Source organism: Bacteroides sp. HF-162 (assembly GCF_015679285.1).
GTDB lineage: Bacteria > Bacteroidota > Bacteroidia > Bacteroidales > Bacteroidaceae > Bacteroides > Bacteroides uniformis.
The window spans coordinates 300,500-323,081 of the sequence record NZ_CP064937.1 but is presented as its reverse complement, the minus strand read 5'-3'; the positions used below and the strand labels follow the sequence as shown (position 1 = coordinate 323,081).

Here is a 22,582-nt window from a genome sequence, read left to right as displayed (position 1 = left end):
ATTGATTGAAATATAGAAATGTACGTCTTTTAGTGTCTTTGGGTGTCCGATAGTGAAATAGCAGGAAAAAGCAGATTTAAGCAAACTTTCCGTTTCTAAATCGTTACCCATTGAGATTAGAGAAAAACACAGCAAACCAATGACCTTGAACGTCTGGTTATAACACTGTTTGTCTGCTTGTTACATTGTTCAAATAACTCACAGAGAAAGTAATTTTACGAACTTAAAATGTGAGCGTTATGAACAACGAACTGAAAGTGTCCTTTTACCTCAAACGGGAAGGAAGTACAGAAAGAACAGAAGTAAACCCCGATGCCCTTTATCCGGTTATCGGAAAAATCATTATTGGCAACTCTATCGCCCAATTCAGTTCCAAACTGAAAATCGAAGAACGGCTTTGGAGTGTTAAATCCGGTCGGGCTACCGGAAAAAGTCGTGTAGCCGTTGAACTCAACAGAGAGATTAATAAAATTAATCTCTCCATACACACGCATTACAGGGCTATTTTAGAGCGAACCGGAACAGTTACAGCCCAAGAAGTTAAGAACGCATTTCAAGGGATTGCGACCGCACAAAAAACACTGCTTACTCTCTTTGATGAAATGATGCAGGATTTCCAAACACGCATCGGAATAGACCGTTCCCAAGCCACTTACCACAAATATGTTACCATCAGAAAACAAGTCAAACGTTTTCTGAAAGTCAAGTATAATGTTCAGGATATACCCCTGAACCAGTTAGACCTGACCTTTATCGAAGCGTTCGATTTTCATTTAAGAGTGGAAAGAAAAATGACGGATGAAACAGTTTCCGGTACTATGTTGGTGCTTTTCAAAGTCGTGCGTATCGCCCTGCATCGGAAATTGATTATCAATCCTCCTTTCTTTGGCTACAAGTTGAAGAAGCCCGATTTCAAAATACGCTCACTCACAAAAGAAGAGTTTCAAAGGCTTATATCCACTCCGATAGAATCCAAAAGCCAATGCTTTATCCGTGATATGTTCGTATTCGCAGCCTTTACGGGGCTTCCTTACATTGACCTGAAACAACTTACTTGGAAAGAAATTATTACCGAAGAAGATGGTAGTCTGTGGATTTCCACCGACAGACAAAAAACCGGAATACCATTTAATGTTAAATTGCTGGATATACCCGTACAGATTATAGAGAAATACAAAGGACTGGCAAAAGGAGAAAACGTATTTCCCATGTTAGGACCGGGACGTATTAATTATGCGCTGAAAATTATCGCTAAACTCTGCAATATCACAACCAAACTAAGCTTCCATGTCGGGCGGCATGTTTTCGCTTCCGAATTATGCCTTTCGCAAGGCGTACCCATTGAAAGTGTCAGCCGGATGATGGGGCACAAGAATATTCAGACTACCCAACGCTACGCACGTGTCAATAATGAGAAGATAGGCAATGATATGAAATTGCTATCTCTCCGTATCTCCGATAAATACACTTATGTCGAACAATAAATTCCATATAACAATGAAAACAAATAGAAGTACTTTCGCTATATTATTCTACCCGAACACCAGTAAAACCAAGAAATCAGGAGCTTGCCCGATAGTCGGGCGTATCACTGTGGATGGTAAGAACACCACATTCAGCACCGGATTGGAAATAATGCCCGACAATTGGGATAATCAAATAGGGGCTGCAAAGGGACAATCTAAGGAATTAATATCTATCAATAAGCAAATAGAAAAGCTTCATAAAGAAATATCTTCCCATTATAACAATATGGTGAATAACAATGGTTACGTTACTGCCGAAGCTCTTAAAAATGCGTTACGTGGTATCGGTGTAAACCGTAATACCTTGATGCAGGAATTTGCCGAACTACTCGATGAAAAACGGAAAAGTATCGGAATACGGATAACTGAAAGTACATTTCCGGTATATACCAATGCCTACCGACACATGAAAGAGTTCCTCCAAGAAAGGTATAATCTTTCCGATTTGCCTTTTGGAAAGATTGATACTCCATTTGTAGAGAGCTATTTCCATTATCTGAAAATTGATTTGAAAATGACACCCCGAACAGTTAAAACTAATATGAATCCATTTCGTCAAGTTGTTGTAAGGGCTTGTAATAAAGGAGTTCTACGTCAGAACCCGTTCTTTGATTTTGTCCCTGAACGGGTAATTCCTAAACGTCCGTGGCTCTCTAATGACGAGATACAACGAATGATGCAAGCCAAGCTCAAACTTGCCACATGGCGTTTTACCCGTGATATGTTTATTTTTTCGACCTTTACAGGAATTTCAATCATTGATTTACGAAATCTGAAACATTCCAATATTCAGGAAATGGAAGACGGTAGCCAATGGATTATTCTTGACAGGCAAAAGACCGGAACAACTTCGTATATCCCACTGTTGGATATTCCTAAACGTATTCTTGAAAGATACAGAAATACGGAGTTTGCCGGAACAGATGGGAAAGTTTTCAAATTACAGCACCATGTTTCTATGAACTGGCAACTGAAACGTATTGCTAAGGCTGCCGATATAGACAAACGGCTGACGTTCCATATGAGTCGTTTCTCGTTTGCTACGACCGTCTGCCTGACGCAAGGTGTTCCAATAGAAAGCCTTAGCCAAATGATGGGACACCTTTCAATAAAGACTACTCAAATCTATGCGGAAGTTACCCGTACCAAAATCAATGAGGATATGACTAACCTTGCGGAACGGATTGAGGGTAAATATGAACTGGCAGAATAAGCAACTCCCAAACCAATATATTTTTTCCTTTTTTTCTCTGATACACGTTCACTATATGGAAAGAATAAATAAGGCAACACTTTTTGTAAATTTACTCTTTTTCGGGACGAAAAAGGAAGAAATTTACAAAAACCGCTTGCGGCTCGGTGTTGCCGTTTTATTCTTGGAATATACCTTTGTGTTCAGAGAAAGAAAGGATTAACTAAGATTATTCCATTGAAAATAAGATATTAGATTGGTTATCGCTATTGCGTAATTTTCGCCATCTATGGAATAAAAGCCTAACTTCTTGGCAAATGCACTGCTTTTGATGTTGGCACACTCAATGCCGATATAATTGAAACCATATTTCCGGGCTACTTCGGTCAAGAACCTAAGAAAGTGTGTTCCATGTCCTATCCGCTCTTTAATGAAACCCAATCGGGCGATAATCAGGCAATCAGGTGGAAAACGACTTTCAATCCTCCTGATACGCAAATACAAATCTACCCGGCTGTTTCTCCGGGTGGCAATTATATTATCCACCGTCAGGCAAACGAGTGATTTTCGATACTTGAACCGTTCCATCAGATAGCGGTCTATGTCGGCTCGTAGTTCTTCGTATTCAATCATCTTCTTATTCCTTTCTTCTTTTTCTTCTTACGTTTCTGTGCCTGTAATTCTTCCGCTAATGTTGCATCGTAGCTGCTGCCATCTCCCAATGAAAAGATAGATAACAGAGAATCGCCGCTCTTATTATCTCCCTGATTAAAAGAATGATACTCATTTCGCTTGCTATCAATATTGCAAGAAATCATGTTTTCTTTTTCACCGGATTGGAATACTTCTTTTTTATTTTCGCCAGTAAAATGTTGTTTTGGTTCTTTCAAATCTTGTTCCTGTAATTCAATCTGTTCGGAAATAGAACCGTTCTTCATGGTATTGGCATACTCAAAGGATTCTGATAATTGGCGGTTATAGCCGAACAGTTTATCAAATCCTTGCTCTGCCTGTTGGAACAGGTTCACACGGTCAAAACCACCTTTGATAACTCCGTTCTTGGTGTTCTTGTGGTTGGTTAGTGGAGATAGCTTCTTTTTATTAGCTTGGTCTTTCCGGCTCACAATCAAATGGCAGTGCATATTCAGTTCGTTATCGGAACGGCTACGGTCAAAATGTATCTTCCCGTAAAACTTTATATCCGCTTCGGATAGTCCTTTGTTGAAGTTCTTGGCGTATTCAGGAATAAAGACTTCCCGAATATACCGTTTCATTGCTTCGGCTTTCTCTTGTTCAGTATTCCCCATTGCCCGAAGTTCACTTTCCGATGGGCTGACATGGATGGCAAAAAACTTTGCATCCGTTTTCAACAGTTGCCCGATATTATTATCTATATCCTTAATAACCTTTGATTTGTAGATATTATCATCCGTCAGGTTGAAAAAGCCATCGGTATAGATACCCTTTTCCATCCGTTCCAAATCTTCATGCTCCATATATGAAGCTAATTGGCGGCTACTTCCTGCATTGTTGTATGTTCCGCTTGATGGTGGGGCAAAATCTATGTGCATGGTTCTATGTGTTTATCAGATTAATGATTTCCGCTTTTAAGTTCTCTTTCCGTTTGCTATCCATTACTCCACAAGCGGACAGTTCCGAATAGAGTTGTATCAGTTGAAGTAGCTTCTTGTAATCCCGTTGGTGTATTTGATAGAGTGCGTTTAGTTGCTTCCCTTGTTGGTTGATTATATCGGCATGTTTGCCAAATTGCTCACTTACTTTTTGTAGTACGGCTGTTTGTTTCCCCTGACTGGATTCCAGCCACGAAAGAATAAGTGTTTCCAATGTCTTGCCAATGGTATCAAACCGAACTGCAATAGAATTAGCGGTTCGTATCATGGGATTCAGTTGTTCCTCCTCGTAGTGTCGGATGAAGCGGATAATATCGTCCTGCCGTTTGTTAATTTTCGCCAGTTCCGATTTTACGGATTCCGGTGATTCCGATGGGTTGATACAGGCTTTATCAATATAGACAAATGCCAACCGGACTATTTCCCCTTTTTTCATCGAATAGCGTTTACAGAGCTTATCTATTAACTTACTCGTTAGTCGGTCTATTCCGATGGTGGTAAGTGTGGGTATATTATTGGTCTTATCCATGATTATAACTTTTTTATAAAGAAAGTGAGGGCTATTCAGTTGATTATAAGCGAAATACGTTTTCGACTTATAATCACTGTTATAAACGGTTACGAATGTAACCTCTTAAAGCCGAAGGCTTTGCCCCGCAGGGCAAGAGGGAGAACAGGACAAAGTCCAGTTCCCTCTTGCTTCATTTAGCGAAACGAGCCGAGCCACAAGGCGAGGCGGTTTCTGCTAAATGGGGAGCGGTGGCACATCATCAGGCGGTAACATTACCCGTCTTGTTTTGCAGTGGTTTGCTTATCGAGTTGGTTTTCCTTTTTGAACCGTTCATAGGTCTTACTTTCGGCATTTTCTTGAATAAATGTCCGGATGTCTGCTGCACGGTAATAGGTCTTATGGCTTATCGTGAAATAAGGGAGTTTGCCACTTACCCGATACCGTTGCAGGGTTCGGAAAGATACTTTTAGCAGGAAAGCTAAATCCTGATTGTCGAGTATCTTATCATTTTCGTCCAATACCTTGTCAGTATTGATAAGCGATTTCAGGTCTTGCCCGATTTCAGAGAGTTTTTTAGATAGTCGTTCCATCCACTTGTCGAAGTTTTCGTTGTCTATATACATTTTGCTTCATTTTTTAGTTGAACATTAAGTTTTCCAATCGATTGATGAAGCAAAGGACGGAAGAATAAGGAAATAAAAATAGAGGAGTCCGGTATTGACCCCTCTATATTATAAATGCAAATTATTATTTATCAACCTGTTGCAAAATCATCTTTTTTCATCTTTATTTTTCAGTACTTCCGCTTGTCGTTTCTTATATTCTTTAATAAGGACGGCTTTTAAAGCATCCAATGTTTTGGTGAGATTACATGATTTGCGTTTGAATAGTTCGTTTTGACGGTCATAGATACCGTTAAAACTAAATCCGAAAGCCTGTTCAAAGACATCCGAAAAAGCAATGATAGTTGGATGCTTGCCTGTGTTGTCGGTGATGCCACCCAACAGCATCAGGGCTGAAAGAATTTCGGTCATACCCATGATTCCGAGATTAGGAAACTTAGGTATAACCGATAAAGGTGATTCAAATGTCAATGGAGTTGCCGAAGGAAACGATTTGGGATGTGTGATTTTGAAATTTAGTAGTTCCTGTTCTGCGTTAATAATCGCCAGTGTCTTTTGTAAGAACCGCTTTTTAAGCGCATTTTTCCCCCTGCCCGTAAAGAGATGCTGTTTCAAGTGAAGCTATCTCAATACGGGTAGCTACAAGAATCCGGTAAGTAGTTGAATAATCCTCTCCATCCCCCACTATTCTTATTTGTTCGACAAATTCACCATAGGCATTTTGCATTTCTTGGTTAGTTACTTTCTGTGAGGTTTCAGACAATAGTCCAAATATCCTCGTTTGTAATAAATCATTCATAAGCAATCTTTTTAGAGTAAATGAATTGATTATGAAAAATGCATTTTTCAAATTGATAGAGAATCTATTTTTAATCAATTTTCAACAACTTAGTAAATCGGGATTCTACGCATATGCTCATATCTGTTGTTAAAAATTTGCCATTAAAAAAAACTGAAAATATAGTGGCTGGAGTAGGTACGGCTTGTGCCTGTTCCATTGTTTCCAACTTTATTACTTTTAGTGGAATATTATGTTCTTGTGCTAACACCCAGAGAGAACCATTTACATAGTAATCTGTAAAAGGACAACGATTTGTGTAATATACAACCAGTCCATTCTTTTCTTCACACTCTCCACTCTTTACACATTCCTTAAAAGATGGCGGCGGTGCATTATTATCGAATTTCAGCCCTAAGAGTGAAAATCCGTTTGGCAAATTTTCAATAATATTGAATCCTTGTTTAAGTAACCATTTTGTATCACTCATAAAGTGAAACTTTTTTGTTCCAACAACCGTAACCAAACCATTTTTACCTTGTGTTTTTGCATCCTCAATAGCGGATTGAAGCAATGCTTTAGCGTGCCCATTTCCCTTATATTGTCCTGATACCCAAAAGCAATTTATCATCAAATAATTGGAAGCATCAACCGGAATCCAAGCCTTTTCAGCAGGGACATATTCTATAAAAACTTTTGCTCGTGCATCTAATCGTCTGAAAATATATCCATTATCAAACTCTTTTTTTAGCCATGCTTTTTTCATTTCATAGCCTTTTAAACATTTTTTATCGGAAAATGCACAGCAGATATGTTCTGTATCTATATTTTCTTTTGTAAGTGTAATGTATTTTGTTTCCATGACTTAGAATAATGATGGTTGTTCATATATTTTAGGCTCGTAAAATCTCATTTTAGTTTCTATCCCCAATTTGATACATAGGTTATAGAATACATCTGACAGTTTCTTATAATCGTAACTGTAACAATCATATCGTTCACCAAATGCTGATTGATATTTAGCTTTTATTGTGGGGAACTGATTGTCTAATGCCATATAGAAATATTCTCGTGACCCTTTTCGGAGTGTCACACCAAACATAGGTAGTATATAAGATACACCCGAATCCTTTGCTTGTCTGATTATTGTTTCTATATTTTCTATTGTATCATTGATAAAAGGTAATATAGGCATTAATGTAACTCCTGTATAAACACCTTTGCCTGCTAACACTTTCATCGCATTATAACGCTCCGATGTGGGTGGTGCATTAGGTTCAATTTTTTTTGCAAGCGAATCTGTTGCACTGGTTATTGTAAAACTTACGGCTGCATACGTTTTTGATATTTCCTGCAAAATATCTATATCACGCTCTACTAAATTACTTTTGGTTATTATATGGACTGGGAATTTATATGAAGCAATAATTTGTAGAGCATTCCGGGTTAATTGCAGTTCTCTTTCCATTGGCATATATGGGTCATTCATAGAACCTGTACCTATGGTAGCTCTGTTTTTACGTTTACTTTGTAATTCCTTTGTCAGTAATTCTAAAGCGTTTTGCTTAACTAATATTTGCGATATATCTCCAACTCTGTAACATTCGCTTCGTGTATCACAATAGATACACCCGTGTTGGCATCCCCTATACAAATTCATGTTATAAGTAATGCCAAACCAAGTATCTTGTTCCCTTAGTTTCGATAGAATTGATTTTGTTTCAATATATCGCATAATCTTTTTATTGTACTTTCCAACGTTTAAGTGTTGGAAAGTAAATTTTCATATTTGTAATAGCGTCCTCTTTAGTATAAACTACCTCAGAATCTTTGTTAAACTCATCTACAAATTGCGCACAATGCTCTATCATTTGCTCCATTGTGCAATCCATCGTAAATGCTCCGTCCTTAAAACAATAGCAGCAATATTCCTCATTTCTGCTTCCATCAGAGTTTGTTCCTAACTCGTCCTGATTTTGTAGCGGCATTCCGCAACTTTGGCAATACTTGTCCTCCATAAATGTTCTATTTTATTGGCATATAAATTTTTGTAATGTTTTCTTTGCTATTTTCAGTTCTATAACTAATATATTCTTCAAAAGCCATCCCATGCCGTATGGTGTGTTCAAAATTCACACTAATATTGTTATATAACTCTTGTAGCCCTGAACAACTCCCCTTTAACGTGTAAACCGCATACTTACCTTGTTGCAACCGAATTGTTCCAAACTCTCCAGTTGGAACAATCTTTTTTTTCACCGATGCACAAGCATAAAATCGGCATTGGTTATAGTTAGTTACGTTTGGGTCATCAAAACTCAATCCGATAAAACGAGTTTCAAGTGTTAAGGCTTGATTGTCTTTTAAAAACAGCATCAATTTATTCCATGCTATTTCATAAGGCTCTGCTTCACCATACTTTCCAAATATGCGAATATAGACCAACTCCAATCCTTCAAAATAGCATATTTCGGCTTGAAGACTACTTCTATTTCCACTACTTTGTACGTAGCCCTCTAATCGAGATTGTAACTCATTAATGTATGCTTTAGGAGATATACCAAACTGTTTCTTAAATGCTTTTGAAAAAGACTGTGGATTATCATATCCTACCATTGATGACAATGTTGTCAAGCTCATTTCTTCGGTTTGCATATATAGTACAGCCCGTTCAATACGTTGCCTTGCCACATAAGTATATAATGATTCATTTAGGGCAGAACGCATAATACGAAGTAATTGCCTTTGAGATACGTTTATTTTATCGGCAATGACATCCAACTGTAAAGGCAAATGCAGATTTGCACTGATATAATCAATAACCTGATTAACCTTTTGCTGATATATGTTTTCAGTACTATTTCTCATTGCTTCTGTTATTTGCAACAAAATTACTCATTTTGCTATGAGCAAATGTTGTCCAATCTCGCCAAATTAATATTTTATTCCCAAAGGAGAAAATATATTAGAAAATAATCGTACTTTTGTGAGAAAGTTATTTGAAGCAATGGAAAAACACAGCAGACTAAAGAAGTTCGCTCGTTTCTATATCGTTACCCATTGTTCTTTCTTTTTCTTCTAAATATCTATTTATCAATAGATAAAACTAAAATATTCTACTGTTTTACGGGTCTTTCCTATGTGGACTTGAAAGCCATAACATACGATAATATCCATACCGACTCCGACGGCGGTACATGGCTGATGGGCAACCGTATAAAAACGGGAGTGGCGTATGTCGTAAAATTATTGCCCATTGCTATTGAACTGATTGAAAAATATAGGGGTACGGATGAAAAGAAAGACTCCCCGAATGTGTCTTTCCGGTAGGTGAATACAATGCCATGCGGCTCAGTCTTGGAATCATAGGCAGGAAATGCAACTCCGGGGCGAGGTCACCCCGCACATCGGACGCCACGCATTTGCCGTTCTGGCCATACTCAAGGGGATGCTGCTGGAAACTCTTCAGAAAGTGTTTGGGCATAAGTCCATCACATACGTCCTGCGCATCCATTCACTTGTCCGGCGCAGGCGGGGCAATCTTTTTCTGGAAGTCGCCCATCTGTACGACCAGCGTGCTGACCAGCTTTCTCAACTCCTAATACGCGCTTGTTTCAATAATTGTCAGTTCCATACTAAAATTCTTTTTAAGATTCTGAATATGCGACAAAGTAACGCACATCCTATATCCTTTCCAAACAGATAATATCAGAGTCTTCCGTTGGCGTGCATTGGCGTATCCAACGTTAAAAGAGAAGGTCCTTCACCTGCATCCATGCGGCAACGGAACTTCCATTCCCTTACTTGTTTTCCATAAATTTATAGGATTAATTTCTGGTGCATGATATTAATAGTCATTATTCTGTCTGCTTTTTTTGCTTGCATAATTGCAGCTAACAGTTATCTATTCCAGAACGCATTGTTATGGAAAATGGCAAGCTGTTTTGTTGGTTTATGGATATTGTGTATGATAATTACCGTCTTCGTTTGTCGTAAACTTGAATGCTCTAATTAAAACAGTACGGTTGTCATGCTTTGTGTGTTTTATTATAAATATTATGAATTATTTGGAATTGATATGTAATATAGATAATTTTGCAGTCGGGAAATGGTTTCGGGAGGTTTACGCCTTCCGAATGAAAAGGGAACCCGGTGAAAATCCGGGACAGTACCCGCTGCTGTGAGTCCACAAAAACGGACATCGAACTTTTGCCACTGGTGTAATACCGGGAAGGCACGATGACCGGGACGAGTCAGAAGACCTGCCATGACCGGAATGAGATTTACACCTGCGGGATATACGGGTCGTAATCAAATAAGGAATAGCTCATCGGCCATTCAATATTTGAAGACAGACATATTCCCGTTCGTGTAAGTCCGCACGAACGGGAATTTTTTGTGTTTGTTAATAATATGTTTTACATTAAAATGAGTGACCTATGAAAAGAAAATTACGCTTTCTGGCAGGTGCCTGTCTATTTACCGCAACCGCCTTGTTCTCTGGCTGTAGCTCGGACGATGACTTTTTGATGGACCCGGTTGATTCCGGAACTTCGCAAACCCGTGCTGTGACAAATTCGGACGGTACTTTAACTATCACTTTCGATGATTTCGATCCCGGCATGTTAGCAGGACCTACCTCGGCCGGAGAAAATCTTTATTCGTACCAAGGGTATCCTCAAGTAACCACCATTTACGACAATACTCCGGAAGAATATCTCTTCCTTTCAATGTTTAATACTGTAGGTGGAAGCACAGAGTATTCCAGCGGCGGCATCGCACTTTCCAACTGGAACATCCGCTCCAATCAGTCGGGAAATACCGGAGACTGGTGGTATTCTTATCTAAACCAATGTTCTGTCTATAACACTGCGGTGGAAGCGGAAGGACAGAATAAGGAAGCCGGGCACAGCGGTTCCAATTTCGGTGTCGTTTACGGATATGTGGATGCTTACAATCAGGCATGGATGGCTAAACCAGAATTTTATTTCAATGTTCCCCGGAAATTGGTCGGCCTGTGGATCTGCAACACCTCATACACTTATGGTGTCATTACTTATGGTAATCAGTTCGGTTCTACGGGGGTAGCGACTCCTCTGAAAGAGATGAAAGGGTATTTCCAAGTGAATCTGGAATGTTATGATGCGAATGGCGGTCTGATCCGCACTTACAAACGTCTTTTAGCCGATTATCGTAACGGCCAACAACAGGTTGATCCTATCACGACATGGGATTATTGGGAAATCAATGCCGAAGGGGTGCAAAGTGTGAAATTCAACTTCGAGGGTTCGGATTCGGGAGCATACGGTTTGAATACTCCGGCTTATATCTGTATTGATGATATCACCATACAATAAAAAGAATACAAGGATATCCCTTCTGTCGGGGGTATCCCTGTTATTTTTCTAAAATCCACACATCATGCATCGTTTTCACTATTTTATTATTTCTGCCTGTATGCTGTTCACCTCCTGCAACAAGGATGAAGTCATTACCGAAGAAGTAGGAGGACAACCTATAATAGAACTTGACAGCGAGACCGGTATTTACACGGTCAAGGTCGATCACGAATTGACTATCGCCCCGACATACCAGAATGTTGAAGATGCTCTTTTTGCTTGGACGATAGACGGTACGCTGGTTTCTTCGGGTCCGTCTCTTCAACGTACATGGAATGAATGCGGGGATTTTTATGTCAAACTAAGAGTAGACAATGCGGAAGGCTATGCCGAAGAGGAACTGAAAGTAGAAGTGAAAGAACTCACCCCTCCGGTCATCTCACTGGCACTACCTTCGCAGGGGCTAAAAGTCGTCCGGAATACCGATTACACATTTACTCCCGATATTCAGCATTCGGATGTCGAAGGGTTCAAAATCGAATGGGTACGGGAAGGAAAAATCGTTTCCACCGAGAATACTTATACTTTCAATGAAAAAGAACTCGGTGTTTATACGGTGACAATCAACGCTTCCAATATAGATGGGACAACAACGAAAGACGTAAGCGTAGAGGTCGTGGAAACGATGCCCTACGTTGTCAAATTCCCGACCCCGTCTTACCTGCAAACATCCACGGACAGGTACACTTTTGCCGACCGTCCTGTTTTCCTGCGTCCGTTGTTGGAGTATTTCGACAATCCCCGTTTTGAGTGGAGTGTGGACGGTCAGGTCATGGAAGGAGAAGTGGAACGCATGTTCAAGTTCACGCCGTCCGCACCCGGAGAATACACCGTCTCCTGTACTGTGTCGGAAGACACACCGACGGAAAAAATAAGCAGGAATATCGACAAAGGGAAAACGGCTGTCACTGCCACCGTAAAAGTCGTTTGTGTGGACAAAAAGGAACAAGACGGCTTCCGGGCTTCGGGAAGTTCCAAGCTCTGGAATAAAGTCTATGAATATACCCCAGCTCCCGGCCAATTTATCAACGAGACGAGCACGATAGGCGGTATGACCGGCAACGAAACATCCCCTGAAGCGGCTGTCGCATGGGCAACACAGCGTTTGAAAGACAAACTGCACGTCTCTTTAGGTTCTTTCGGGGGTTATATCATCGTCGGCTTCGACCACAGTATTCCCAATTCGGGTAACCAATATGATTTCTGTGTTCAGGGGAACGCCTTTGACGGCAGTTCCGAACCGGGTATCGTATGGGTCATGCAAGATATAAACGGAAACGGATTGCCGGATGACGAGTGGTACGAACTGAAAGGATCTGAAGCAGGCAAGGAAGAAACAATACAGAATTTTGAAGTGACCTATTACCGTCCGGAAGGCAAAAAAATGGATGTCCAATGGATCAGTTCCGACGGTAGAAACGGCTGGGTAGACTATCTGTCCGCTTATCATACACAAGACTATTATTATCCGGCTTGGATTTCGGAAAACAGTTATACCCTGACAGGCACTTGTCTGGCCGCCCGCAACACCCAAGATTCTCAAACCGGTTATTGGGATAATCAGAGTTATGACTGGGGGTACGTGGATAATTTCGGAAACGACCAGATAGAAGGCGGCAGTACGGTGGATGGAAGCGGACAAAGGAACGGTTTCAAAATTTCCAATGCCATCCATGCCGATGGAACGGAAGCCAATCTGCAATATATTGACTTTATCAAAATACAATGCGGTGTTCTGGCCAAAAGCGGCTGGCTGGGCGAAGTTTCTACGGAGGTATTTTCTTTTGAGGATCTAACCAAATAATAAAAATTACAAGTATGAAAATTTATTTTCTTCCCATGCTCCTATCCTTGTTCTTTTTGGGAGCGTGTGACAAAAACGATGAAATTATACCTGAAGATGCAGATGAAAATTTCATCACATCGGTCGTGATGACCGTGGACGGGAAATCGTACACGGCCGACATTACGGACAATACAGTAACAATAACCGTTCCCTATACGGTATCGCTGAACAACGCCGAAGTGGAATTCAAGTACACAACTTCTGCAACAATCATACCTGATCCTGAAACGGTAACGGACTGGGATAACGAACGAACCTTCCGGGTGACATCCTATAACGGAGATGCCCGCGAATATACCTATAAGGTCGTGAAAAGCGAGATAGAATCTGATGGAGATGTGGAGTTGAAGACCACCGAGGAGGTAGCTTCTTTTGCCGCAACCAAAACAACCGTTGTCAAAGGGAACCTGATTATCGGCTCTGATGCGGAAGAGGCAGAAAAAATCACTGACATATCTGCATTGGCATCTTTGAAAGAGGTTACTGGCAACATTGTCATTCGTAACAGTTACAACGGTGCAGACTTGACAGGGTTGGATAATATCGTTTCTGCCGGAGGTTTACAGGTAGGTTCGACCGATGTCGCCTCGAAAGCTACGGAACTTCACATGATTTCCATGAAAGCATTGGAAACGCTCTCCGGAGACATATCGGTATATAACGACCAAGTGACGTATGTCCTATTCGAGAAACTGGCAACTATTGAAGGAAGCGTGATGTTCAATGCGTCGTCGTTACAGAGTTTTGAGTTTCCGGTTCTGACTACTGTAGGTCAGGATCTGAATCTTCAAGGACTCAATGAAGAGAACACAGCAGCCGGTTCGATTGCGTCTTTGGAAATACCGGAACTGACAAGTGTCGGAGGGGTCTTGTCCGTAAACAATCTTGCCAAGCTGACTTCCATGAGCTTCCTTAAGCTGAAAGAGACCGGTGGCCTTGATTTCCATACCGTCCCCGTGATGTTGGAAACCATCAACCTTCCGGAAATCGAAACAGTAAACGGAAGTATTATTATGGAAGCCAATATGGAAGCTCCTCCTACCGGTAGTTTTGTTCCCCAACGAAATGACGTGCTTCAGGCTTTCGGTGGAATGGACAAACTGACAACGATAAAGGGACAGATAAAGATAAAGAATTTCACGGCACTCAAACAACTTCCCGACTGGAGCAAGATCACCACACTTGGAAGCATCACGCTGGATTATCTTGAAGATGTGAGCGGAACACTGCTGTTGCCGAACGCCCGATTTGAAACCTTCGGAGAAACAGCGCCCCAGATTGAAATTATAAACAAGGTGCAGCTCTCCAAAATTGAAACAGCCGAAGATTTGTCAAATGTAAATTTTGTCATCACCAGTCTCACGAATAATAAGTTCCCTGAAATCACGTTCAAGAATATCAAAGACTTCACTTGTAAGCCAACCACCAACAATACCGATTATACCATATCGACAATTCAACATGTATATGGAAATCTAAATGTGACAGGCCAAATGCGAAGCAATGCCAAATTTCCCGACTTGGAAATCATAGATGGATATGGATATATCCAAATACCCATGTTTGCTTCAATCACAATGCCAGTCTTGAAAGAAGTGGGAGGACAGTTCTATTTATCTGGAAATTTTACCAGTTGTAACTTGCCCTTACTATCCAAAGTTTGTTGTTCAGCTTCTCCTGTATATTATAAAGAGGGAGAGGGTTCGTTAGCAATATCTTTACAAAGTAAATCGCTGGATATTCCGGAATTGCTTCACGTAGGAGGTGAAGGGTTGTTCGTTAATAAAGCAACAGGCATTACTTGTGATAAATTACAGACTATAGATGGTACGCTACAGATAAAAAGTGCGACTTCTCTTTCTCAGGAAACACTTTCCATGGAGAAGTTGGAGACCTTGCATGGGGTTGTTTTTGACGGTTTGACGAAATTTACCGACTACACTTTCTTCGGCAAGTTTATAGAAAACGGAATGATTACGGGGGAAAGTTGGAGCGTGACGAAATGTGGGTATAACCCAACCTTCCAAAATATGAAGGACAAACAATATACGCAGCAGGATTAAACCTTATACCTTAACCAGAGTACCCGTAATGATTCGGGTACTCTTTTTTATCCGAATGACAATGAGCAGAACAATACAACGGATTTGCCTTTTTCTTTTCTGCCTGCCAGTTTTCGGCAGTTGCATGAAATGGGATTACGGAGAGATGGAAGATTTCTCTGTATCGGCCTCTGGTCTTTTCATTACCAACGAGGGGAATTTCCAGTACAGCAATGCCACGCTTTCCTACTACGATCCCGCCACGTGCGAAGTGGAGAATGAAGTGTTTTACCGTGCCAACGGGTTCAAGTTGGGCGATGTGGCCCAGTCTATGGTTATCCGGGACGGTATAGGCTGGATCGTGGTGAACAACTCGCATGTGATTTTCGCCATCGACATCAATACTTTCAAGGAAGTGGGCCGTATCACAGGTTTCACCTCACCCCGGTATATCCATTTTCTGTCGGATGAGAAAGCCTATGTGACGCAGATATGGGACTACCGTATCTTCATCATCAACCCCAAGACATACGAGATTACCGGCTATATCGAATGTCCAGACATGGACATGGAATCGGGTTCCACCGAACAAATGGTACAATACGGCAAGTACGTCTATGTGAACTGCTGGTCGTACCAGAACCGCATCCTGAAAATCGACACGGAGACGGACAAGGTCGTGGACGAACTGACCATCGGCATACAACCTACTTCGCTGGTCATGGACAAATACAACAAGATGTGGACCATCACGGATGGCGGTTACGAGGGCAGCCCATACGGTTACGAGGCACCGTCTCTCTATCGTATAGACGCCGAGACTTTCACCGTAGAGAAACAGTTCAAGTTTAAGCTGGGCGACTGGCCTTCGGAAGTCCAGCTCAACGGTACACGGGATACACTTTACTGGATCAACAACGATATTTGGCGAATGCCGGTGGAAGCCGACCGTGTTCCCGTCCGGCCTTTTCTGGAGTTTCGGGACACCAAATACTACGGCCTTACGGTCAATCCCAACAACGGGGAGGTATATGTGGCCGACGCTATTGATTACCAGCAACAAGGTATCGTGTATCGCTATTCGCCGCAAGGCAAGCTGATCGATGAATTTTACGTGGGAATCATTCCGGGAGCTTTCTGCTGGAAATAACGAGGAAGGAGGACAAAAATGAAAAGACATCTTATTCTATTGTTCGTGGGGGTAAGCCTGCCCTTTCTGCTTGCCGCCCAGCAGAAAAATTCCGTCAGCATTACCAAAAGGGTACTACGTATTCCGGAGGTTACGGTGGTGGGCAAACGACCTATGAAGGATATAGGCGTGCAACGAACCCGTTTCGATTCCATCGCCATGAAAGAGAACATCGCCTTGTCTATGGCCGATGTGCTGACATTCAACTCATCCGTTTTTGTCAAGAACTACGGACGCGCCACGTTATCCACCGTGGCTTTCCGGGGTACCTCTCCCTCGCATACCCAAGTGACGTGGAATGGTATGCGCATTAACAACCCGATGCTGGGCATGACGGATTTTTCCACCATCCCTTCTTACTTTATCGATGATGCCTCGCTGCTGCACGGAACGTCATCGGTAAACGAAACGGGCGGCGGCTTGGGTGGTCTGGTCAGGCTCTCCACTTCTCCGGCCAACCATGAAGGGTTCGGGTTGCAGTACGTGCAGGGAGTGGGGTCGTTCAGCACGTTCGACGAGTTTCTCCGCCTGACCTACGGTGACAAACACTGGCAGTCCTCCACCCGTGTGGTGTATTCCTCTTCCCCCAACGACTACAAATACCGAAACCGGGACAAGAAGGAAAACATCTATGACGAGGACAAGAACATCATCGGTTCCTATTACCCGACGGAACGCAACCGCAGCGGGGCTTATAAGGATCTGCACGTCTTGCAGGAAATTTATTATAACACGGGCGAAGGCGACAAGTTCGGGCTAAACGCCTGGTATATCAATTCCAACCGGGAACTGGCGATGCTCAGCACGGATTACGGGAACGACATGGACTTCGAGAACCGCCAAAGGGAGCAGACGTTTCGCGGCGTCCTCTCGTGGGATCGCGTGCGGGAGAAATGGAAGGTCGGTGTAAAAGGCGGCTATATACACACATGGATGGCCTATGATTACAAGCGGGACAAGGGAAACGGCGAAATGGCTTCGATGACCCGCTCACGCAGTAAGATTAACACGTTCTACGGAAGTGCGGACGGGGATTATGCTCCTTCAGAGAAATGGCTGTTCACGGCCGGTGTTTCCGTACACCAGCATTTGGTGGAAAGCGCGGACAAAAATATCATCTCGCAGGAAGGTAACAAGGCTGTTGTCGGGTATGACAAGGGACGTGTCGAGTTTTCCGGTTCCGTTTCTGCGAAATGGCGGCCTGTCGATCGTTTTGCCGCCTCGCTTGTCCTTCGCGAGGATATGTTCGGTACGGAATGGGCCCCGGTTATCCCGGCTTTCTTCATCGACGGGGTACTGTCGAAAAAAGGCAATATCGTGGCGAAAGCATCCATCTCCCGGAACTACCGTTTTCCCACGCTGAACGACCTCTATTTTCTGCCGGGCGGTAATCCCGACCTGAAAAGCGAGCACGGCTTCACATACGACGTGGGGTTGTCGTTCTCGGTGGGGAAAGAAAATGTATATGCTTTGAGCGGTGGTATCAACTGGTTCGATTCGCACATCGACGACTGGATCATCTGGCTACCCACAACCAAGGGATTCTTCTCCCCCAGAAACCTCAAAAAGGTACATGCTTACGGGGCAGAGACCAACGCCCACCTTGATATAATGCTCGGAAAGGACTGGAAACTGGATATGAACGGAACTTTCTCGTGGACTCCCTCGATCAACGAGAGCGAACCGATGAGTCCGGCAGACCAATCCGTCGGCAAACAGTTGCCATACGTGCCGGAGTTTTCCGCAACGGTGACCGGACGTCTGTCATGGCGGACATGGAGCCTGCTTTACAAATGGTGTTATTACAGCCAGCGTTATACCATGTCGAGTAATGACTATACCCTGACGGGCTATCTGCCCCCTTACTTCATGAATAACGTGACACTGGAAAAACAGCTCTCTTTCCGATGGGCCGATCTGTCGCTAAAGGGCAGCATCAACAACCTGTTCGATGAAGAATACCTTTCCGTATTGTCCCGTCCCATGCCGGGCATCAATTTCGAGATATTCATCGGCATAACACCCAAGTTCGGAAAAAACAAAAATAGTAAACGATAATCTGCATCAATATGAACGCATTAAAGAATTTAAGCCTGATTTTGTTGCTTTCTCTGGCATTTACAGGCTGCCACAACAAAAGCTCAAAAATCAATGATTTCAACCTGCTGCTTTATGCTCCCGAATATGCCTCCGGCTTCGACATCAAAGGGGCGGGCGGGAAGGAAAGCGTACTGATAACCGTCAGGAATCCCTGGCAGGGAGCGGACAGTGTAACCACATGGCTGTTTATCGTCCGCAACGGTGAAGAGGTTCCCGAAGGGTTTGCAGGACAGGTACTCAAAGGAGACGCCAAACGTATCGTGGCGATGTCTTCCACTCATATCGCCATGCTTGACGCAATCGGTGAAGTCCGGTGTATAACCGGCGTTTCGGGAATCGACTACATTTCCAACCCAGACATCCAAGCCCGCCGCGACAGTATTGGCGATGTCGGCTATGAAGGGAACATCAACTACGAGTTGCTGCTCTCGCTCGATCCCGACCTCGTTCTGCTCTATGGGGTGAACGGCGCAAGCGCAATGGAAAGCAAACTCGAAGAACTCGACATACCGTTCATGTATGTCGGCGATTATCTTGAAGAGTCGCCTCTCGGCAAGGCCGAATGGATGGTAGTGCTTTCAGAAGTCACAGGAAAACGTGAGAAGGGTGAAAAAGCCTTTGCCGCAATCCCGGTCAGATACAACGCCTTGAAAAAGAAAGTGGCCGACAGTACCCTCGGCACTCCTTCGGTTATGCTTAATGTTCCCTATGGCGACTCGTGGTTCATGCCTTCAACCCAAAGTTATGTAGCCCGCTTGATTACTGATGCGGGAGGCCGCTATATCTACCAGAAGAACACGGGAAACGCTTCTATCCCCATTGACTTAGAAGAAGCATATCTGCTCGCGTCGGATGCGGACATGTGGTTGAACGTGGGAATGGCGAACTCCCTTGACGACTTGAAGGCATCATGTCCGAAATTCACCGATACCCGATGTTTCAAAAATGGAGAGGTGTATAACAACAACGCCCGTACCAACACAGCCGGGGGTAACGACTATTACGAGTCTGCCGTCGTGAATCCTGACATCGTGCTCCGCGACCTCGTGAAGATATTCCATCCTGAACTGGTGCAGGAAGAGTGTGTGTATTACAAGCAACTGAAATAGATGCGTTCCCGTTCGACTATATTATTCTCCATATTGATTACGCTCACGGTCGGTCTTTTTTTACTGGACTTGGCCGTGGGAGCTGTCAACATTCCGATCCGCGATGTATGGGCAGCACTGACCGGGGGAAATTGTTCCCGTGCCACGGAAAAAATCGTACTCAACATACGCCTCATAAAAGCTATAGTGGCACTGTTGGCCGGGGCTGCCTTATCGGTCAGCGGTCTTCAGATGCAGACCCTCTTCCGTAATCCTCTTGCCGGTCCCTATGTCCTTGGCATCAGTTCCGGTGCAAGTCTCGGTGTGGCACTTGTGGTACTTGCCGGGATCGGTTCATCAATAGGCATTGCCGGAGCAGCGTGGGTGGGTGCGGCTGTCGTGTTGCTCGTGATAACTGCCGTCGGACAGCGAATAAAAGACATCATGGTAATCCTGATTCTGGGCATGATGTTCTCATCGGGCGTAGGTGCTGTCGTGCAGATATTGCAGTACCTCAGCAAAGAGGAATCGCTGAAAGCCTTTGTCATTTGGACGATGGGGGCTTTGGGTGACGTCACCTCCGGACAACTTCTGATTCTTGTTCCATCGGTGTTTGCCGGACTGCTGTTGGCTGTACTGACCATCAAACCGCTTAACCTCCTGCTGTTCGGAGAGGAATATGCCGTAACAATGGGACTGAATATTCGGCGTTCACGCAGCCTGTTGTTTCTCTCGACAACGCTGCTCGCCGGAACGATAACCGCTTTTTGCGGTCCGATAGGTTTCATAGGTCTCGCTATGCCTCATGTCACAAGAATGCTTTTCCAAAATAGCGATCATCATGTCCTTCTGCCCGGAACAATTCTTTCGGGAGCATCGATATTGCTTCTTTGCGACATCATTTCTAAAATATTCACCTTGCCGATCAACGCCATTACAGCTCTATTGGGAATCCCAATCGTCGTATGGGTGGTTTTACGCAACAAATCCATCACCGCATGATAGAATTACAGCATTTTTCCATAGGTTACAAAGAAAACTCGTTGCTCCACGAGGTAAATGCCACGATAAAAAAAGGTCAACTGACAGCCCTTATCGGAAGAAACGGGACAGGAAAATCGACGTTGCTCCGCGCCATAGCCGGTCTGAACCGGTGTTATTCCGGAAAAATCATTCTCGACGGGCACGACATCGCCTGCATGAAAACCGAAGATATGGCAAAAACGCTGGCTGTCGTCACGACCGAGCGCACGCGCATCGCCAACCTGCGGTGCAAGGATGTCGTAGCCATAGGCCGTGCTCCTTATACCAACTGGATAGGTAGGATGCAAGAAACAGATAAGGAGATAGTCATGCAATCGCTCATTTCGGTGGGAATGGAGGCTTATGCAAACCGCACGATGGATAAAATGTCGGATGGCGAATGCCAGCGTGTGATGATTGCTCGTGCATTGGCACAGGATACTCCTATCATTCTCCTTGATGAACCGACTTCCTTTCTTGACATGCCTAATCGCTACGAACTTGTGGCGTTGCTTCGTAGGCTTGTCCACGACGAGAAAAAATGTATCATGTTCTCGACACATGAACTTGACATCGCGTTGTCCATGTGCGATTCGATAGCATTGTTAGATACCCCGAATTTAAGTTGCTTGACCGCGTCTGAAATGCAGAAAAGCGGATACATTGACAGACTTTTCCAAAATGAAAACATCCGTTTCGACTCCTTATGCGGTACAATGATTTTGAAACAATGAGTATATACACTGTAGAAAATTTTACTTCAGACATCACTGTTGAAGGATACATCGCCGAATTCCGTGACGAACCACATTTTCTTGAACTTTGCAAACAATGTACCAATTACGGTAAAAGTTGGGGGTGTCCTCCATTTGATTTTGATACGGAATCGTTTCTCCGACAATACAAGTATGCACATCTTATGGCAACGAAGATAATCCCTGAAGACAAAGATATTCCGATTGAATATACACAAAAACTCATTTTACCGGAACGGATACGAATCGAGAGCGAATTATTGGATATGGAACGGAAATATGGAGGGCGTTCATTTGCCTATATAGGTAAATGTCTTCACTGCTCAGATAACGAGTGTACGCGTAACTGCGGCACACCATGCCGACACCCGGAAAAAGTGCGTCCGTCACTCGAAGCCTTCGGATTTGACATAGCCAAAACGCTTTCTGAACTTTTTAACATCGAACTTCTTTGGGGAAAGGATGGCAAATTACCTGAATATCTTGTTCTCGTAAGCGGATTTTTTCATAATGAATACGAACTTTGCAACATAGCATACTAATGATTCGGACATGAAATAAACAGACAAACTAACCACATTCGGTTCAATCTGTTTTGTGATTTCAAATGAATTATAATTAGATATGTAAAAAGCGACGCTGGAGCTTGAAATAAGTAACGGTTTATCGGTGTATTCTCCGTTAAACCGTCCTGTTTTCGTTAAACGAAAACACAACTTGCTGTCCGCAGGAGCGGACCACATTTATCCAATAATTATTGTGTATTAGCCCATTGTATGGCTATTCTCCTGTGATTTACGAGGCATTTCCATCAGGTGTTTGCCGGCTGCTCTCCCCATAAAAGGGTGGATATCTCTCCATAATCATATGACTTACGTC

Annotated in this window: 21 protein-coding genes, 1 pseudogene and 1 riboswitch; of the genes and pseudogenes, 12 read left to right on the top strand and 10 right to left on the bottom strand. The window is 43.1% G+C overall.

Annotated features, from left to right (window positions below):
• Window positions 1-239: 239 nt before the first annotated feature.
• Together ITJ87_RS01305 and ITJ87_RS01300 are read left to right on the top strand one after the other, a co-directional pair.
• Window positions 240-1,484, top strand: a complete 1,245-nt coding sequence (locus tag ITJ87_RS01305) for a site-specific integrase (RefSeq protein WP_178241399.1) — start codon at window positions 240-242, stop codon at window positions 1,482-1,484.
• A gap of 13 nt (window positions 1,485-1,497) precedes the next feature.
• Complete coding sequence (locus ITJ87_RS01300; protein WP_178241398.1) at window positions 1,498-2,739, top strand: site-specific integrase; 1,242 nt, start codon at window positions 1,498-1,500, stop codon at window positions 2,737-2,739.
• A 198-nt stretch (window positions 2,740-2,937) separates the two neighbouring features.
• Here the strand turns inward: ITJ87_RS01300 and ITJ87_RS01295 are convergent, their stop codons facing one another.
• From ITJ87_RS01295 to ITJ87_RS01250, 10 genes are all read right to left on the bottom strand, one after another.
• Window positions 2,938-3,351, bottom strand: coding sequence for a GNAT family N-acetyltransferase (locus ITJ87_RS01295; RefSeq protein ID WP_122296713.1), 414 nt, complete (start codon window positions 3,349-3,351; stop codon window positions 2,938-2,940).
• Window positions 3,348-4,289, bottom strand: coding sequence for a DUF5712 family protein (locus ITJ87_RS01290; protein WP_122296714.1), 942 nt, complete (start codon window positions 4,287-4,289; stop codon window positions 3,348-3,350). The genes ITJ87_RS01295 and ITJ87_RS01290 overlap by 4 nt, the downstream gene beginning before the upstream one ends.
• A 4-nt stretch (window positions 4,290-4,293) precedes the next feature.
• Entirely contained in the window at window positions 4,294-4,878 is a 585-nt protein-coding gene (locus ITJ87_RS01285) for a BfmA/BtgA family mobilization protein (RefSeq protein ID WP_122296715.1), read from the bottom strand.
• Between the two features lie 254 nt (window positions 4,879-5,132).
• Window positions 5,133-5,483 (bottom strand): helix-turn-helix domain-containing protein, encoded by a 351-nt coding sequence (locus ITJ87_RS01280; RefSeq protein WP_122296716.1) that lies wholly within the window; start codon window positions 5,481-5,483, stop codon window positions 5,133-5,135.
• Between the two features lie 147 nt (window positions 5,484-5,630).
• On the bottom strand, window positions 5,631-6,098 hold the full coding sequence (locus ITJ87_RS18545) for a hypothetical protein (protein WP_230391785.1): 468 nt from the start codon (window positions 6,096-6,098) through the stop codon (window positions 5,631-5,633).
• The gene (locus ITJ87_RS01270; protein ID WP_122296718.1) at window positions 6,055-6,282 is read right to left on the bottom strand and encodes a hypothetical protein; all 228 of its coding nucleotides are present in this window, start codon (window positions 6,280-6,282) and stop codon (window positions 6,055-6,057) included. Before ITJ87_RS01270 ends, ITJ87_RS18545 begins: the two co-directional genes overlap by 44 nt.
• Window positions 6,283-6,352: 70 nt before the next feature.
• On the bottom strand, window positions 6,353-7,123 hold the full coding sequence (locus ITJ87_RS01265) for an N-acetyltransferase (protein ID WP_122296719.1): 771 nt from the start codon (window positions 7,121-7,123) through the stop codon (window positions 6,353-6,355).
• 3 nt (window positions 7,124-7,126) lie between these two features.
• Window positions 7,127-7,996: a radical SAM protein gene (locus tag ITJ87_RS01260; protein ID WP_122296720.1), complete on the bottom strand. Its 870-nt coding sequence runs from the start codon at window positions 7,994-7,996 to the stop codon at window positions 7,127-7,129.
• 7 nt (window positions 7,997-8,003) lie between these two features.
• Entirely contained in the window at window positions 8,004-8,279 is a 276-nt protein-coding gene (locus tag ITJ87_RS01255) for a zinc ribbon domain-containing protein (RefSeq protein WP_122296721.1), read from the bottom strand.
• A gap of 7 nt (window positions 8,280-8,286) precedes the next feature.
• A complete protein-coding gene (locus ITJ87_RS01250) occupies window positions 8,287-9,129 on the bottom strand; it encodes a GyrI-like domain-containing protein (protein ID WP_122296722.1) in 843 nt (280 codons plus the stop codon).
• 243 nt (window positions 9,130-9,372) lie between these two features.
• Between ITJ87_RS01250 and ITJ87_RS18935 the strand changes: the two are divergent.
• The 10 genes and pseudogenes from ITJ87_RS18935 to ITJ87_RS01195 all read left to right on the top strand — a co-directional run.
• A pseudogene (locus ITJ87_RS18935) lies at window positions 9,373-9,754 on the top strand (site-specific integrase); the annotation flags it as partial.
• Window positions 9,755-10,353: 599 nt separating this feature from the next.
• Window positions 10,354-10,546: riboswitch (cobalamin riboswitch) on the top strand.
• Between the two features lie 154 nt (window positions 10,547-10,700).
• On the top strand, window positions 10,701-11,618 hold the full coding sequence (locus ITJ87_RS01235) for a DUF4465 domain-containing protein (protein ID WP_004289228.1): 918 nt from the start codon (window positions 10,701-10,703) through the stop codon (window positions 11,616-11,618).
• Between the two features lie 64 nt (window positions 11,619-11,682).
• Window positions 11,683-13,464, top strand: a complete 1,782-nt coding sequence (locus tag ITJ87_RS01230) for a PKD-like domain-containing protein (protein WP_004293827.1) — start codon at window positions 11,683-11,685, stop codon at window positions 13,462-13,464.
• A 14-nt stretch (window positions 13,465-13,478) separates the two neighbouring features.
• A complete protein-coding gene (locus ITJ87_RS01225; RefSeq protein ID WP_004311297.1) occupies window positions 13,479-15,569 on the top strand; it encodes a lipoprotein in 2,091 nt (696 codons plus the stop codon).
• 28 nt (window positions 15,570-15,597) lie between these two features.
• Window positions 15,598-16,698 carry a YncE family protein gene (locus ITJ87_RS01220; protein ID WP_004293828.1) on the top strand — a complete coding sequence of 367 codons (1,101 nt, stop codon included), beginning with the start codon at window positions 15,598-15,600 and terminating at the stop codon, window positions 16,696-16,698.
• 18 nt (window positions 16,699-16,716) lie between these two features.
• The gene (locus tag ITJ87_RS01215) at window positions 16,717-18,795 is read left to right on the top strand and encodes a TonB-dependent siderophore receptor (protein WP_004311295.1); all 2,079 of its coding nucleotides are present in this window, start codon (window positions 16,717-16,719) and stop codon (window positions 18,793-18,795) included.
• An 11-nt stretch (window positions 18,796-18,806) separates the two neighbouring features.
• On the top strand, window positions 18,807-19,946 hold the full coding sequence (locus ITJ87_RS01210) for an ABC transporter substrate-binding protein (RefSeq protein WP_004289233.1): 1,140 nt from the start codon (window positions 18,807-18,809) through the stop codon (window positions 19,944-19,946).
• The gene (locus ITJ87_RS01205) at window positions 19,947-20,927 is read left to right on the top strand and encodes an iron ABC transporter permease (protein ID WP_004311292.1); all 981 of its coding nucleotides are present in this window, start codon (window positions 19,947-19,949) and stop codon (window positions 20,925-20,927) included.
• Entirely contained in the window at window positions 20,924-21,682 is a 759-nt protein-coding gene (locus tag ITJ87_RS01200; RefSeq protein WP_004289235.1) for an ABC transporter ATP-binding protein, read from the top strand. The genes ITJ87_RS01205 and ITJ87_RS01200 overlap by 4 nt, the downstream gene beginning before the upstream one ends.
• Entirely contained in the window at window positions 21,679-22,245 is a 567-nt protein-coding gene (locus ITJ87_RS01195) for a DUF2284 domain-containing protein (protein WP_004289236.1), read from the top strand. Before ITJ87_RS01200 ends, ITJ87_RS01195 begins: the two co-directional genes overlap by 4 nt.
• The last annotated feature ends 337 nt before the right edge of the window (window positions 22,246-22,582 follow it).

Excerpts from the sequence above, each read along its gene's own strand:
- ITJ87_RS01305 (WP_178241399.1), top strand. The coding sequence starts at position 240 with ATGAACAACGAACTGAAAGTGTCCTTTTACCTCAAACGGGAAGGAAGT.
- ITJ87_RS01300 (WP_178241398.1), top strand. The coding sequence starts at position 1,498 with ATGAAAACAAATAGAAGTACTTTCGCTATATTATTCTACCCGAACACC.
- ITJ87_RS01295 (WP_122296713.1), bottom strand. The coding sequence starts at position 3,351 with ATGATTGAATACGAAGAACTACGAGCCGACATAGACCGCTATCTGATG.
- ITJ87_RS01290 (WP_122296714.1), bottom strand. The coding sequence starts at position 4,289 with ATGCACATAGATTTTGCCCCACCATCAAGCGGAACATACAACAATGCA.
- ITJ87_RS01285 (WP_122296715.1), bottom strand. The coding sequence starts at position 4,878 with ATGGATAAGACCAATAATATACCCACACTTACCACCATCGGAATAGAC.
- ITJ87_RS01280 (WP_122296716.1), bottom strand. The coding sequence starts at position 5,483 with ATGTATATAGACAACGAAAACTTCGACAAGTGGATGGAACGACTATCT.
- ITJ87_RS01270 (WP_122296718.1), bottom strand. The coding sequence starts at position 6,282 with ATGAATGATTTATTACAAACGAGGATATTTGGACTATTGTCTGAAACC.
- ITJ87_RS01265 (WP_122296719.1), bottom strand. The coding sequence starts at position 7,123 with ATGGAAACAAAATACATTACACTTACAAAAGAAAATATAGATACAGAA.
- ITJ87_RS01260 (WP_122296720.1), bottom strand. The coding sequence starts at position 7,996 with ATGCGATATATTGAAACAAAATCAATTCTATCGAAACTAAGGGAACAA.
- ITJ87_RS01255 (WP_122296721.1), bottom strand. The coding sequence starts at position 8,279 with ATGGAGGACAAGTATTGCCAAAGTTGCGGAATGCCGCTACAAAATCAG.
- ITJ87_RS01250 (WP_122296722.1), bottom strand. The coding sequence starts at position 9,129 with ATGAGAAATAGTACTGAAAACATATATCAGCAAAAGGTTAATCAGGTT.
- ITJ87_RS01235 (WP_004289228.1), top strand. The coding sequence starts at position 10,701 with ATGAAAAGAAAATTACGCTTTCTGGCAGGTGCCTGTCTATTTACCGCA.
- ITJ87_RS01230 (WP_004293827.1), top strand. The coding sequence starts at position 11,683 with ATGCATCGTTTTCACTATTTTATTATTTCTGCCTGTATGCTGTTCACC.
- ITJ87_RS01225 (WP_004311297.1), top strand. The coding sequence starts at position 13,479 with ATGAAAATTTATTTTCTTCCCATGCTCCTATCCTTGTTCTTTTTGGGA.
- ITJ87_RS01220 (WP_004293828.1), top strand. The coding sequence starts at position 15,598 with ATGATTCGGGTACTCTTTTTTATCCGAATGACAATGAGCAGAACAATA.
- ITJ87_RS01215 (WP_004311295.1), top strand. The coding sequence starts at position 16,717 with ATGAAAAGACATCTTATTCTATTGTTCGTGGGGGTAAGCCTGCCCTTT.
- ITJ87_RS01210 (WP_004289233.1), top strand. The coding sequence starts at position 18,807 with ATGAACGCATTAAAGAATTTAAGCCTGATTTTGTTGCTTTCTCTGGCA.
- ITJ87_RS01205 (WP_004311292.1), top strand. The coding sequence starts at position 19,947 with ATGCGTTCCCGTTCGACTATATTATTCTCCATATTGATTACGCTCACG.
- ITJ87_RS01200 (WP_004289235.1), top strand. The coding sequence starts at position 20,924 with ATGATAGAATTACAGCATTTTTCCATAGGTTACAAAGAAAACTCGTTG.
- ITJ87_RS01195 (WP_004289236.1), top strand. The coding sequence starts at position 21,679 with ATGAGTATATACACTGTAGAAAATTTTACTTCAGACATCACTGTTGAA.